Raw genomic sequence first — 13,700 nt, forward strand, 5'->3', positions numbered from 1 at the left:
TCTTTCAGGTCAGCGCAGCCCCGCGAACAGGTCGTCCTCCTGGTCCGGTGCCGCCGTCACGCGATTGACGACCCGGGTGAACGCCTCGGCGGAGAACGCCTGCTGCTGGGCCTCTTCGGGCATCTGGAACAGGAAGATGTTGTCGCCCTGGCTCGCGTGCGACCGCAGTGCCTTGAGCTTGCGCTCGACGTAGGGGGCGACGTCGACGACGGCGGTCACGAGCTCGTCGGGGGTGCCGAAGTCGTCGGAGGGCTCGAAGTCGCCCAGGTCGATGCCGCTGCTGCGGACGAGCTCGAACATGCGCTTCATCGCGGAGCGGGGGATGGCCGTGTAGTAGAGCTTGTCGGCGACGCCGGTCGCCTCGACGGCCGCGACCGTGATGCGATGGGCCTGGACGTGGTCGGGGTGGTTGTAGCCGCTGCCGCCGGTCTCGTCGTAGGTGACCACGACCTGCGGGCGATAGTGCCTTATCAGCTCGCCGAGCCGGCCGGCGGCCACGTCGACGGGCACGTTGGCGAACGCGTCGGGGTGGGCGTTGGTCTCCCAGCCGTCCATGCCGGAGTCGCGGTAGCCGAGCAGCTCCAGGTGGTCGATGCCCAGGTGCTCCACCGACTCGCGCAGCTCCGCCAGCCGTCGCTCGGCCACTTCCGTGTCGACGTGGCCGGGGTCGCCGGGCTTGACGCCGCCGGGTCCGTCGCCCTGCTCGCCGTTGGTGCAGGTGACCAGGACCGTGCGGATGCCCTCGTCGGCATAACGAGCGAAGACGCCGCCGGTGCTCAGGCATTCGTCGTCGGGGTGGGCGTGCACGGCCATCAGGGTGAGTTGCCGATCCATGGTGGAGACCCTACTGCGCGGGACCGACAGTTCCGCACGGGTGGACAGCCGTACTTCCGAGGGGCAGGTCCGGTGGGTCGTCAGCTGGTCGGCTCGGGATGGGACGTACTGACGGATCGGGTGCGGCGGGTCAGCTCGTCGGCTCGGAGGCGGGCCGTCGCGGCCGCCGCGCGGTCGCCGAGCGCCTCGGCGAGGGCGCCCTGCTTGAGCCAGTTGAACGGGCTGCACGGCCGCACGCTGATCCGCTCGCTGACCAGCACTCGCGCCAGATCCCTGCGGCCGCCACGCAGCGCCGCCTCCAGGAGCGTCTTCTGTACGGCGTCCCGCTGCGCGTGGCTGCCGCCGAACTCGTTGACCCGATGCCTGATCGGATAGAGCAGGTCCACGACCACGTCGTAGTCGCCCCGGCCGAAGGCGACCAGCGCCCGGCAGACCGGCAGGCCGACGCGGGCGGTCATGGCGTGGTTGGTGATGTTCGGGTGGGGTTCGGAGAGGTAGGTCTCCCGGCTCGCGATGAGCCGCTCGGCCTCCGCGACGCGGCCCGCGCCCACGTACGACATGACGGCGTGCATGTCGTTGAAGGCGTAGAACGGCTCGGCCACCTTGGCGGGCCACGCGTCGGCCAGCGCCCGCCAGCGTTCGGGCTGGTCGGAGCCCTCCAGGAGCAGCCGCCACAGCAGCGCGGCGGCGTCGAGCAGCTCCATCGAGCCCTGGCCGCCCGCCAGCGCCGCGTCGTAGATGGCCAGGGCGCGGCCGGTGTCGCCGGCCTCCAGCGCGTAGAGGGCGTAGTGCCACCAGGTGTGCACGTTGAAGAACGTACCGGTCGACCAGTCGCCGAGCCGGGCGTCGAGGTAGCGGATGCCGTCGCCGAACCGGCCCTGCATCTCGTAGGTGTGCACGACCGCGTGGATGCCCCAGACGTCGCGCGCGTTCAGCTCGACCGCCCGCAGCCCCACGTCCTCCGAGCGGTCGTAGTGCCCGGCCTCCTCCAGCCCGAACGCGTACATCCCGAGCACGTGACCGTAGTGCCGGTCCTCCTCGTGCCAGGCGTTGAGCGCGCCGCCGATCCTGTCGCGCAGCGAACGGGCGTCGCCGGTGAAGAAGTCGACCTGATGCCCCGCCGCCAGCGCCAGGGCGTCGCGCGGGTACTGCTCGGTGATCGCGCCGAGGAGCCTGCCGCAGGTCAGGAAGTCGCCGTCGAGCAGCGCCTGGACGGCATCGACGTGCGCGCGTTCGCGGGGCAGCAGCGCGGCGGCGCCGCTACGACCGCGCCAGGCGGCGAACCGCTGCCTGGCGGTGCGCGCGTCCTCCACCTCCGTGGTCAGGAGCCCGAGGTAGGCGGCCAGGACCTGGCCCATCGGAAAGTCGGGCTCCTCGGCCAGGGCGGCGGCGGCCTCGACGTCGACCTCCACGCGGAAGTGCAGCAGCTCGTCGATCGCCCGGTCGTAGTGCCGGGCGGCGGCACCGCCCGCGCCGCTCATCGCCAGCCCGTACTGGTCGTCGGTCACCCGGCCACTATAAAAGGCAGCCGGTCGACGGAAGCCGCGGTGGCGCGTGGCGCCGCCCTGTGTCGGGGGTCGGTCGGCAGGGGACGAGGCGACCCGTGGTGTGGCCCGGCGCCAGCGGTCTCATTGGTGCCGATCCGGTGCCGTGCTCGGCGCGGGCCGGGGCCGTCGGCGGCCGCTCCGGCTCCGGGCGTGTAAGCCGTTTCGGCGGGGGAAGCGCCTGGTCGAGGAAGCTCCATTACTAATGGCCGGGGACCCTCGTCATCAGGGTGGTTAGAAAAGGTTTTTCGGACGGTCCATTAAATCGGCGGCGGGTCGGGATTCAAGATTGTAACGAGGGGCTGGAGCGATATGTCGGGCAATGGCAGGGGCGTTAGGGTGCAATCCCTGTCTATTTCGTGATGAGGCGGAGGAGGGGCCGGTGGTGTACCGCGCGCGTGGCCGCCATGCGTCATCCGGCCAGGCCAAGACCGCCTCACCCGCGTCCCCGGAGGGGCCGTGGCTGCCCGCCGGCAGCGGTATCCATCTCGCCGGCCTGAACATCATCGGCGGCCTGCTCTACGTCGGCTCCGAACTGCCGTCCGCGTCCGGTATGTCGGTGGAGCCGTCGCTGATCGACCCTGAACTGCCGGTGGACATGACGCAGCCGGACTGGGACGGTCAGGGGCTCGACCGCTGGCCCAGCTACGCCGCCCTCCCGCCGGCGTCGCGGGCCGCCTATCTGAGCTGGCTCGCCGACGGGCGATGCTATTCGCGGACGCCCCTCGGCTACGTTTTCCTCTATTTCTACGGCCTCGAACGTCGCGTGTTACACGACCTGCACGTGGACCGCTCCACGGCCCAGGAGGAGCTGCCGGTCATCCTCGAGGAGGTGCGCCGCCTTCTCGGCGTCTATTCCAGGCACGACGCCTTCCAGCGGCACGCGGCCCCGTTCGCGGAGCTGCTGGCCACCCTGTGCGCGCCCGAGGTGACCGGCGCGCCGTTCGCGTTGCGGGCCCGGCTGGGGGAGCTGGCCGCGCGGGGCGAACCGGTGCCCGCCGAATGGGCGCTGGCCTGGCTGCGCGGCCACCCGGCCTACCGGCCGGGCGCTCCGGCGACGCGGTGCGCGGCGGAGTTCGGGGCGCTGTTCCAGCGGCGGTACACGGCACGCCACGGCGAAGGGCTCGTCGTCCGGCCCGGATCCAAAGAGCTGGCCTTCGAGTATCGGCCCGCGAGCTCCGGGTTCGCCGGGGCCCCGCCGGTGCTGCCGGGCGTACCCGATGTGCTGACGCTCGCCGCGCCCACCCGGCAGCTGTTCGCGCTGGCCGAGGAGTGCTGCTCCGAGCTGGAGGCGTACAGCCGCTTCCTGGGGCGGCTGCCCGGCGCGAGGCAGAGCGTACGGGCCCAGGCGCTGCTGCCCGCCGAGCTGCTCGACCTGGGCTCCGGCGGTGCCGGGCGGGCGGTGCGGTGGGCACTGGGCAGGCTCGCGGGGCAGGAGACCGCGCTCGTGCCCGCGGAGGAGTTCGTCGCCCTGCTGTCCACGCCCACTCCCGCCAGGAAGGACGTCATCGCGCTCGCCCAGATCCTCGGGCGGGCCCGGGTAGGGATCGAGCCGGATCCACGTCTGGGAGGGCCGGTGCCCGGCGCGGGTCTGGGGGGTCCGGTACCGGGGACGGGGGTGATGGCCTTGTTCGCGGCGCCGGACGGGCCGACGGCGGCGGCGTCCGAGGCGTACCGGGCGGCCACCGTACTGCTGCATCTGGCCGCCGTCGCGAGCGCGCCGGGCGAGGACGCGCTGGAGCCGCCGGATCCCGCGGCGGACCAGGCTCGTCAGGTCGCCTACCGTCGGCTGAGCGAGCATCTCGAGCGGGCGCTGAGTCTCACGCCCGGTGAGCGGGCCCGGTTGCGCGCGCATCTGGAGTGGCTGCTCGCGGCGGAGGTGCCGCTGGCCCGCCTGGCCGCTCGCGTCCAGGAGATCGACCGGGCCGAGCGCGGCCACGTGGCGGAGTTTCTGAGGGACGTGGCCGGCGCCAACGGGCACCTCACGCCGGACGAGGCCGAGCTGCTCACCCGGATCCACTGGCTGCTGGGGCTGGACCGGGATCCCGAGCCCGCCGGGCGTACCGGGAGCTCCCCGTACACCGCCGTGCGGCATGCGCCGATCCAGCTGGCCTACTTCCCGCACGCGCCCGCCCAGCCGGTGCCTCCGCCACGCGCCGGCATGCCCTACACCTCCGGCGACATGCCCTACCCGTCCGGGTTCCACATGCCCGTGCGGCAGGTCGTTCCCGGAGCGCCCGTGTTCGGCGTGCCCGTCCTCAGCGCCCCGGCGGTGTCCAACGGACGCGCCGTCGCCAGGCTGGTCGAGACGGCCAGGGTGGGGACGCTGCTCGATTCGCTGCTCGCCGGCGGTGAGCGGCTCCCCCCGGCCGCCCCGCCTCCTCCGGTCCCCCCGGTCGCGGGGCTGGACAGCCGCCACTCCGGCCTGGTCCGCGCCCTGGCCGCCGTCGATCAGCCGCAGCTCACCAGGGGCCAGTTCGAGATGCTCGCGGACGCCTGGAACCTGCTGCCGGAGGGCGCGATCGACCGCGTCAACGAGGCCGCCTACGAGAGCGCGGGCGATCCGCTGCTCGACGGCGACGACCCGATCCTGGTCGACCGGCTACTGCTGGGGGAGATGCTGAAGTGACCGTTCGCGCCCGCGAACGCGACGCCGTCCTCAAGGCGCTGCGGGCAGGGGTGGTCCCGCTGATCGGGCAGCGCCACATCCAGGCCGGCCGCACCGCCGAGCTGGCCGCCCTGACCGGTGACATCGAACGGGTCGTGGTGGGCGGCTCGGCCGTGCGGCTCGTCATCGGCGAGCACGGGGCGGGCAAGACGTTCCTGCTGCACCTGGCGCGCTCGGTGGCGCTGGACAAGCGGCTGGTCACCCTGCACGCCGACATCACCGCCGACCATCGGCTGCACTCGGAGGAGGGCCAGGCCCGCGCCCTCTACACCGAGCTGGCCCGCAGCATGGCCACCCGCGCCAGGCCCACCGGCGGCGCGCTCGCCGCCGTCGTCGAACGCTTCCTGTCCACCGCGCTCGACGAGGCCCGGCAGGCGGGCACCGACCCCGCCGAGACGATCAGGGAACGTCTGGCCCATCTGGAGGCGCGGCCGGGCGGCCACGACTTCGCCGCGGTCGTCGGGGCGTACTGGCGCGGCCACGACACGGGCGACGAGCACCTCAAGTCGGCCGCGCTGCGCTGGCTGCGCGCGGAGTACCCGACCGCGGCGGAGGCCAGGTCGGCGCTCGGCGTGCGGTCGATCATCGACGACTCGACCGTGCTCGATCATCTCGCGCTGATGAGCCGGTTCGTCCGGTTGGCCGGGTACGGCGGGGTGCTCGTGTTCCTGGACGAGCTGGTCAACCTGTTCAGGCTCGCCTCTCCCCAGGCTCGCGACGCCAACTACGAGCAGATCCTGAGCATCATCATCGGGGGAGTGCCGCATCTGGGGTTCGTGTTCGGGGGCACTCCCGAGTTCCTCATGGACGGGCACAGCGGGCTTTTCAGCCACGTGCCGCTGCGCCGGCGGCTGGGCGCGCGCGCCTTCACCGAGCCCGGGCTGATGGATCACGCCGGGCCGGTGGACAACGGTGGGCCGGTGCTCCGGCTGGCGGCGCTGACGGCCGAGGAGCTGTACGTGGCGCTGGCCAAGATCCGGTTCGTCTACGCCTCCGGCGAGGACGGGCGGTACCTCGTGGACGACGACGCGCTGGTGGCCTTCATGCACCACTGCTTCGGGCGGGTGGGGGAGTGGTACTTCCGGATGCCCCGGGCGACGTTCAAGGCGTTCTGCGATCTGCTGGCCGTACTGGAGCAGGATTCCGGCGCGAGCTGGCGGCGGCTCCTGCCGGGGGTGGACCTGTCGGCGGAGGAGGAGGACGACCGCCCGGTGTGACGACCGCCCGCTGTTCTCATCGGTCGGTTCTGTCAGGGGGATCGGGCAGACTCGTGGTCCATGACGAGGGATGTCCCTGACGTGAGGGATGACGACGGGGTGGCGCACGACGGCGACGCGGGTGTGCCGGGGTCGCTGGCCGTGGTGCTCGGCGACGTGGCGGCCGAGCGGGCGGCGCAGGACGCCAAGTGGGGCATGCAGGCCGTACCCGACGGCACCGGGGCCGAGGGCGCGGTGGCCGAGGCCGACCGGGCGCGCCAGGAGACGGAGGAGGCGGCCCGGCGCGGGGAGCTGACCTGGCGGCACATCCTGCGCGAGGAGGTTCTGGAGGCGTTCGCCGAATCGGACCCCGAGGCACTGCGCGCCGAGCTGATCCAGGTGGCCGCGGTCGCCGTCAAATGGGCCCAGGCACTCGACCGCCGCCCCGAGGACACCGCGAAGCCACACGAGACGGTGCCGGAGGCCGTCGGGGAGACGGATGCGAAAACGGCGGAGGCCGTCGGGGAGGCGCGTCCCGAGCGGTTTCGGGCCATCGTCGACGTGCACGTGATGCTCGTCCGTGACGGCACGGTGCTGCTCGGCAAACGGGCCGGCACCGGCTATGGCGACGGCCAATGGCATCTGCCCTCGGGGCACCTGGAGCCCGGCGAGTCGGTGGTCGGCGCGGCCGTCAGGGAGGCCCGCGAGGAGGTCGGTGTCACCATCCGGCCGGAGGACCTGGAGTTCGTCCACGTGATGCACCGCGCCCCCGACCGCGTCGGCCTGTTCTTCGTCGTCAGGAAGTGGGCCGGCGAGCCCTACAACGCCGAGCCGCACAAGTGCGCCGCGCTCGCCTGGCGGCCGCTCGGCCGGCTGCCCGACGACACGATCGGCTACCCGGCCGCGGCCATCGCCAGGGTGCTGGAGGAGGAGCCGTTCGCGCTGTACGGATGGCCGGCAGAGCGTTGATATGACGGCAGAGTGTTGACATCACCATGACGCCCCACCAGGGAAGTGTCACATGTTCCGCAGCTCGTCCCACCGCCGCCGGGCGCCCGCCAGCCAGGTGCCGTGCAGGTCGTTGAAAACGTTGGCCGCGCGCACCCCGATCCAGTTCGGCGGCGACAGCTCCAGGGGCAGGCGCGGGTCGAGCATCGGGAAGCGCCGCCACTCGTGCACGAGCCGGACCTGCGCCAGCAGCACCGGATCGCCCGGCTCGGGCCGCATGCCGGCGAACTCCTGGATGAACTCCTGATAGTGCGCCGCCAGCTCCCCCAGATGCCAGGCCTGCTCCACCAGCGTCCGCTCGGAGCCGATCCCCGCGTAGGGGCCGTTGAACGAGAACACCGCCACGTCCAGCCCCAGCCCCTCGACCACCTGCTTGGCCTCGGCCTCGCGGGTCGCGTGCGGGCTGACCCACACCCCGGGCACGGGACTGCCGAAGCCCGCCCAGGTCAGACCGGTGCGCAGCCGGTGGCGTAGCTCGCGCCTGGACTCGGGCACGGTCGCGATCAGCACCACCCAGCGGCCGTCCCACGGCTCGCGGTCGCGGCCGAACGCGTAGATCCGCTCGGCCCCCTCTGTGAGCAGTTCGCGGCCACGCCGCGTCAGCGACCACCGCACCCGCCGCCCGGAGCGCGCCGACACGATCCACCCGTCGGCGGCCATCCGCGCCAGCGCCTGCCTGGCCGACTTCTCCTCCACCCCGAGCCCGCCCATCACGTGCAGCAGCGCCGACGTCCACGCCGGCTCATCGGAGGGCAGCACGTGCTCGCCCAGCACCGTCAGCAGCATCGACCTCGCGCTCGACTGATGGTGGCGGGGCGGCCTGGCCATTCATGCTCCTTTCGGGGCGGAAGTCTGATTCAATGCTACAAGTAGTTGACGATGCATCAATTCTGTATAGAAGATTCTCGTACGGCGTGTCTCCCTCCCTGTAAGGACGACCATGTCATCGGAGTCGTTCAACGCCAGTCTCTATCTCGTGGATCGTCAGGTCGAAGCGGGTCGCGGTGCGCACACCGCGGTCGCGGGCTCGGCCGGCACACTCACATACTCCCAGCTCGCGGCCCGTGTCGGTGAGCTCTCCTCCGGACTGCGGGTGCTCGGCGTCCGGCCCGAGGAACGGGTCGCGCTCGTCATGTCCGACCGCCCTGAGACGCTCGTCACCATCCTGGCCGTCATGCGCATGGGCGGCGTCGCCGTGCCGTTGTCGACCATGTACAACGGCGTGGAGCTCGGCGCCCTGATCCGCGACTCGCGGGCCCGCGTGGTGGTGGCGACGCCCGAGTACGAGCCGATCGTCAGGGTGGCACTCGCGAACACCCCCGAGGTCGCCCTGCTCGTCCTCACCGGCAACGTGGGCCAGCGGGCGGCCGACGTCGTCCCGGCGTCCGACGCGGACACCGGGGTCCCGGTGTGCTCGCTGGCCGACGTGGTGGACGCCGGCCGTACGGTGGGCGAGCCGTACCAGACCTGGACGGACTCGCCCGCGCTGTGGCTCTACACCTCGGGCACGACCGGCGCGCCGAAGGCGGCCATGCACCGGCACGGCGCCATCAGGGACGTCTGCGAGACCTACGGCCGCCAGGTCCTCGGCATCACGCCGGAGGACCGGTGCTTCTCGGTCGCCCGGCTGTTCTTCGCCTACGGCATCGGCAACTCGCTGTTCTTCCCGCTGTCGGTGGGCGCGACGACGGTGCTGGACCCCTTCAGGCCCACCCCGCCGGGGGTGGTCGCGCGGGTGGTGGCCGAGCGGCCGACGCTGTTCTTCGCCGGGCCGTCGTTCTACGCGGCCCTGCTCGCCTCCGACGCGCCCGACGACACCTTCTCCTCGGTACGGCTGGCGGCCTCGGCGGGAGAGGCGTTACCGGCGGAGATCTACCGGCGCTTCACCGAGAGGTTCGGCGTCGACATCATCGACGGCATCGGCTCGACCGAGGCCCTGCACATCTTCATCTCCAACCGCCCAGGTCAGGTCAGGCCCGGCACCTCGGGCACCGTCGTACCCGGATACGAGTGCAAGCTGCTCGACGACTCCGGCAGGCCGGTGGCCGACGGCGTACCGGGCCACCTGTACGTGCGCGGCGACTCCATCGCCACCGGCTACTGGTGCCGGACCGACACCACCCGGCAGGTGTTCCAGGGGGAGTGGTTACGCACCGGCGACACCTACGTGCGCGACGCCGACGGCGTCTACCAGTGCCTCGGCCGCTCGAACGACATGATCAAGGCGAGTGGCATCTGGGTGTCGCCGACGGAGGTCGAGTCCCGACTGCTGCAGCACGAGTCGGTCGGCGAGGCCGCGGTCGTCGCCTACACCGACGCGAACGGGCTGGAGAAGCCGGTCGCCTGCGTGGTGCCCGCCACGGGGAAGACGGTGGACGCGGCGGAGCTCATCGCCTTCTGCCGCGACGGGCTGGCCACCTTCAAACGGCCACGCGAGGTGCTGGTACTGGAGGAGCTCCCCAAGACCGCCACCGGCAAGGTCCAGCGCGTGGTCATCCGCCAGATCGCCGCCGACCTGCTCGGCAAATAGCCACCCTGGACGTCAGAACGCGTCACGCAACTCCCTCTTCAGCACCTTGCCGCTGGCGTTCTTGGGCAGCGAGTCCACGAACACCACCGTCTTCGGCGTCTTGAAGGCCGCAAGCCGGACCCGCAGGAAGGAGATCAGCTCGTCGGCGGTCAGGCCGGCGCCCTCGCGCAGGACGACGGCGGCCGTCACCGCCTCGATCCACCGAGGGTCGGGCACCCCGAACACCGCCGCCTCCGCGACGGCCGGGTGCTGGTAGATGGCCTCCTCGACCTCCCGGCTGGCCACGTTCTCGCCGCCGGACTTGATCATGTCCTTCTTGCGGTCCACGACCGACAGATAGCCGTCGGCGTCCAGCACGCCCAGGTCGCCGCTGTGGAACCAGCCGCCGCGGAAGGCCTCGGCGGTCTTGTCCGGGTCGTTCCAGTAGCCGAGCATGGCGTGCGGGCTGCGGTGCACGATCTCGCCGACCACCCCGGGCGGCACCGGCTCGTCGCGGTCGTCGACGATCCGGGTCTCGACGTTCAGCGCGGGCCGGCCCGCCGAGCCGAGCCTGGTCAGCTGCTCGTCCGGGCCCAGGATGGTGGCCACGGGCGCCATCTCGGTCTGGCCGTAGAAGTTGAACAGCCGCACCCCCGGCAGCCGCGCGGCGATCTCCTTCAGCACCTCGACCGGCATGATCGAGGCGCCGTAGTAGCCCTTGCGCAGCGACGACAGGTCGCGGCGGTCGAAGTCGGGGTGGCGCAGCAGGCCGATCCAGACGGTCGGCGGGCAGAACAGCTTGGTGGCGCCCTCCGCCTCGATCGCCGCCAGGATCGCCGCCGGATCGGCGCCGGGCAGGACCACGTTGGTGGCGCCGAGATAGAGGCCGGGCGTGAGGAAGCAGTGCAGCTGCGCGCAGTGGTAGAGCGGCAGCGCGTGCACCTCCACGTCGGCGGGGCTCATCTCGCCGTCGATCACGCACGAGGTGTACTGGGCGATCAGGCCGCGGCTGGACAGCGTGGCGCCCTTGGGCCTGGACTCGGTGCCGCTGGTGTACATGAGCTGGATCGGGTCGTCGTCGGCGATCTCCACCCGCGGCTCGGCGTCGTCGCCGTGCGCCAGCCAGTCCGTGACCGGCTCCCACCCTCCGGCGTGCCCGATCACCCCGCGCACCGCGATCTCCTCGGAGACGGCCCGCTCGGCCACGGGCAGCAGCGCCTCCTCCACCAGCAGACCCGTCGCTCCCGCGTGCCGGAGGATGTAGGCGACCTCCTCGGCCCCCAGCATGAAGTTGATCGGCACGGAGATCGCGCCCAGCCTGGCCAGCGCGAAGTACGCCACCACGAAAGCATCGTTGTTATGGCTGAACAGGGCGAACCTGTCGCCCTTGCCCACGCCCCGGGCGGCCAGCGCGTTGGCCGTGCGGTTCACCGTCCGGTCCAGCTCGGCGTAGGTCCACCGTGCCCGGCCGTACACGAGCGCGGTCTTGGCGGGGAAGCGCACGGCCGAGCGCCGCAGCAGGTCGCCGATGGCATGCTGGCGAGTCGTCATGAGCATCCTCATCTCCGCCGGGGCGAACACCGAACCATGTTCGGTGATCCTAGCCCTCAGCGGAACGCGAAAGCGCCCGCCGCGAGACGCGGCGGGCGCCCTCAAAGGTCACACCGTCAGCTCTGCGGGCTCCCGCCCGGCTGGACGACGCCGTTGACCTTGAGCGTGTACGGCGCGTACTGGCCGACCTGCTCCGTCGAGTCGTCGTAGGCCACGACCGCGACCACCGTCGGGAACGGCAGCATCGTGGCCAGCTGCAGCCGGTTGAGGCTGACGCTGTTCTTGCCGTTGGACTCCAGCTGCAGCGCCACCGAGTGCTTCTCGTCGAGGCCGATCAGCCGGACGTTCCAGTTCTCGACCGGAGTCGGGTAGATCTCGGTCGGCGAGTCGAACGGGTCGAGCGACGAGCCGTCGCTGACCGCCGTGGCGCCGACCGTGATGTCGTCGATCTTCCAGCCGCCCTCGTTGACCCCGCCGTCGCTGACGTAGCGGAAGCCGAGGAGGATCTCCTTGCCGGCGTAGGCCGACAGGCTGTAGGAGTGCGGCTCGAAGCCGGTCGTGGTGCCGTTGACGCCGGGGCCGAGCGGGCCCGTGACCGTCTTGTCGCCGGGGATCGAGGTGTAGGTCTTGCCGCCGTCGGTGGAGACGATCACGTAACCGTAGTCGAATCCCTGCTCCGCCCCGTACTTGGCGAGGAAGCGCAGCGTCGGGTCGGCGGCCGGGACGGTCACCTTGGTGACGGCGGCGGCGTTGGTGTTGCTGGCGTTGCCGGAGAACAGCACCGGGTTGCCCGCGCGGTCCGGGTCGTCGGAGACGACGGTCCAGGTCAGCGGCTGGGCGGGCAGGGTCTTGGCGCCCTCGAACGACAGCGAGCGCAGGTCCACCCCGCGCAGGAACTTGCCGTCCGCCTTCTGCAGCGGCACGTAGTCGGCGCCGTTGGGGGCGGCGCCAGGGGTCTTGTAGGTGGCCGGGTTCGCCAGGTTGACGGTGGAGTTCAGGCTGGCGGTCGTCACGCGCTTCTTCGGCACGCCGAGCATGACGCCCTTGGTGCCGCCGACGATCCGGTCCACCAGGGTGGAGGTCTGGAAGTCGTGGATCACCTGGTACATGTTCTTGGCGCCCACCGCCGCCAGGTTCGCCTTCAGGCTGGCCAGGCCCTGCAGCGTGCCGTCACGGTGCAGCGCCGACATGAACGCCGTGCCGTACCTGTCGTACAGGAACAGCATGAACGAGTACGCGTTGCCATAGTCGGCCAGCACGCCGTTGGCGTTGGCGCCCTCACCCCAGATGTTGAGCGAGTTCTCCGGGCCGCCGCAGTCGCGCGGGTTGGTGTTGTACGGCGTCTGGACCGTGCCGAAGCCCTGGAAGCAGTAGATGTGGGTGTCGGTGCCGCGCTCGTTGACGGTCGCCTTGGGGTTGGAGTAACCGACCAGCGACATCGCGAAGTCCGACAGGCCCTCGTTCATCCAGGTGGTCTCGAGCGGGTCGGTGTAGTAGTGCGCCAGGTGCTGCCATTCATGCGCGAACGTGCCCTCGTACTGGCGCGGCCGGGCCGGGCGCGAGGTGCACAGGTCGGCGGTCGGCTCGTCGGGCGGGTTCGCGCCGGTGCGGTGTGCCCAGTCGAAGGCGTCGATCGTCATGACGTTGCGGTCCAGCAGCTCGTTGAACTGGCTGGAGAAGAAGCCCGCGATGTACGTCGGAGCGGCCGGGAAGCTGTAGTAGTTGTCGTCCCTGATGTTGTCGACCAGGGTGACGGTCTTGTTGCCGCCGCCGGTGTAGACGCCGCCGTTGCCGTTGGCGTCGGGGCCGAGGACGGCCTTGGTGCCGTCGCGGTCCGGCGGCGTGCTGAAGGCGGCGGTCTCCTTCGGGTACATGTTGGTGTCGAACTGAGTGACCAGGTCCGCCACCTGCGCGTCGGTGACCTGCGTGGAGTTGGCGATCTGCGCCCGGCAGTCACCGGCGGGGAAGGACAGGTCGTTGGCGACCCAGACCTCGATGTTGTTGCCGACCCCGCGCAGCGTGTAGTCCTTGCGGTAGAGCGTGCCGTTGAAGTCGTCCAGCCCGAGCCACTGCCGGACCGTGCCCACCGGCGGCGTGTCGGCGGCGGCCTTCGTCCTGGCCTGGGCCTTGGCCTCGTACTTGGCGGGCACGTCGACGGGCTTGCCGTCGAGCTTGAAGTCCTTGCGGGAGAGCTCTCGGATGTCGCTGGCGGGCGGAGCCTTCGGGTCGGCCTGCGCCGGCACAGCGGACAAAAGCGGTAATGCCAGAATTAAGGCCGCGATTCCGATGAATCGGGTGCGCCCCATGAAGCCCCCTTGGAGTGGTCAGCGAGGGTGACAAAATGTGACTATCTGACCAACCGATGGGCGCGCAAGTAAGTCAATTGCCAA

Annotated in this window: 9 protein-coding genes; 4 read left to right on the forward strand and 5 right to left on the reverse strand. The window is 71.3% G+C overall.

Annotation, left to right across the window (positions count from 1 at the left end; genetic code table 11):
- Nucleotides 1-9: 9 nt before the first annotated feature.
- The gene (locus LDL49_RS35330) at nucleotides 10-834 is read right to left on the reverse strand and encodes a PIG-L family deacetylase (protein ID WP_225297769.1); all 825 of its coding nucleotides are present in this window, start codon (nucleotides 832-834) and stop codon (nucleotides 10-12) included.
- A gap of 80 nt (nucleotides 835-914) precedes the next feature.
- The gene (locus LDL49_RS35335; protein ID WP_225297771.1) at nucleotides 915-2,342 is read right to left on the reverse strand and encodes a tetratricopeptide repeat protein; all 1,428 of its coding nucleotides are present in this window, start codon (nucleotides 2,340-2,342) and stop codon (nucleotides 915-917) included.
- Nucleotides 2,343-2,760: 418 nt separating this feature from the next.
- Here LDL49_RS35335 and LDL49_RS35340 point away from each other — a divergent pair, with 418 nt between their 5' ends.
- The 3 genes from LDL49_RS35340 (at nucleotide 2,761) to LDL49_RS58635 (ending at nucleotide 7,211) form a co-directional block, all read left to right on the forward strand.
- A complete protein-coding gene (locus LDL49_RS35340; protein WP_225297773.1) occupies nucleotides 2,761-5,007 on the forward strand; it encodes a TerB N-terminal domain-containing protein in 2,247 nt (748 codons plus the stop codon).
- Nucleotides 5,004-6,263: an ATP-binding protein gene (locus tag LDL49_RS35345; RefSeq protein ID WP_225297776.1), complete on the forward strand. Its 1,260-nt coding sequence runs from the start codon at nucleotides 5,004-5,006 to the stop codon at nucleotides 6,261-6,263. The genes LDL49_RS35340 and LDL49_RS35345 overlap by 4 nt, the downstream gene beginning before the upstream one ends.
- 81 nt (nucleotides 6,264-6,344) lie before the next feature.
- The gene (locus tag LDL49_RS58635; RefSeq protein WP_225297777.1) at nucleotides 6,345-7,211 is read left to right on the forward strand and encodes an NUDIX hydrolase; all 867 of its coding nucleotides are present in this window, start codon (nucleotides 6,345-6,347) and stop codon (nucleotides 7,209-7,211) included.
- A gap of 48 nt (nucleotides 7,212-7,259) precedes the next feature.
- On the opposite strand, the gene LDL49_RS35355 is transcribed toward LDL49_RS58635, so the two are convergent.
- Nucleotides 7,260-8,078 (reverse strand): PaaX family transcriptional regulator, encoded by an 819-nt coding sequence (locus LDL49_RS35355; protein WP_225297779.1) that lies wholly within the window; start codon nucleotides 8,076-8,078, stop codon nucleotides 7,260-7,262.
- Between the two features lie 112 nt (nucleotides 8,079-8,190).
- On the opposite strand from LDL49_RS35355, the gene LDL49_RS35360 reads away from it, so the two are divergent.
- Nucleotides 8,191-9,780, forward strand: a complete 1,590-nt coding sequence (locus tag LDL49_RS35360) for a benzoate-CoA ligase family protein (protein ID WP_225297781.1) — start codon at nucleotides 8,191-8,193, stop codon at nucleotides 9,778-9,780.
- Nucleotides 9,781-9,792: 12 nt separating this feature from the next.
- Here LDL49_RS35360 and LDL49_RS35365 read toward each other — a convergent pair whose 3' ends face one another.
- The gene (locus tag LDL49_RS35365) at nucleotides 9,793-11,310 is read right to left on the reverse strand and encodes an acyl-CoA synthetase (RefSeq protein ID WP_225297782.1); all 1,518 of its coding nucleotides are present in this window, start codon (nucleotides 11,308-11,310) and stop codon (nucleotides 9,793-9,795) included.
- A 116-nt stretch (nucleotides 11,311-11,426) separates the two neighbouring features.
- The gene (locus LDL49_RS35370; RefSeq protein WP_225297898.1) at nucleotides 11,427-13,553 is read right to left on the reverse strand and encodes a choice-of-anchor J domain-containing protein; all 2,127 of its coding nucleotides are present in this window, start codon (nucleotides 13,551-13,553) and stop codon (nucleotides 11,427-11,429) included.
- Between the last annotated feature and the right edge of the window lie 147 nt (nucleotides 13,554-13,700).

It is taken from the genome of Nonomuraea aurantiaca (assembly GCF_020215705.1).
In the GTDB taxonomy this organism is placed as follows: domain Bacteria; phylum Actinomycetota; class Actinomycetes; order Streptosporangiales; family Streptosporangiaceae; genus Nonomuraea; species Nonomuraea aurantiaca.

Coding starts and splice junctions, on each gene's coding strand:
- LDL49_RS35355 (WP_225297779.1), bottom strand. CDS start 8,078: ATGGCCAGGCCGCCCCGCCACCATCAGTCGAGCGCGAGGTCGATGCTG.
- LDL49_RS35360 (WP_225297781.1), top strand. CDS start 8,191: ATGTCATCGGAGTCGTTCAACGCCAGTCTCTATCTCGTGGATCGTCAG.
- LDL49_RS35365 (WP_225297782.1), bottom strand. CDS start 11,310: ATGACGACTCGCCAGCATGCCATCGGCGACCTGCTGCGGCGCTCGGCC.
- LDL49_RS35330 (WP_225297769.1), bottom strand. CDS start 834: ATGGATCGGCAACTCACCCTGATGGCCGTGCACGCCCACCCCGACGAC.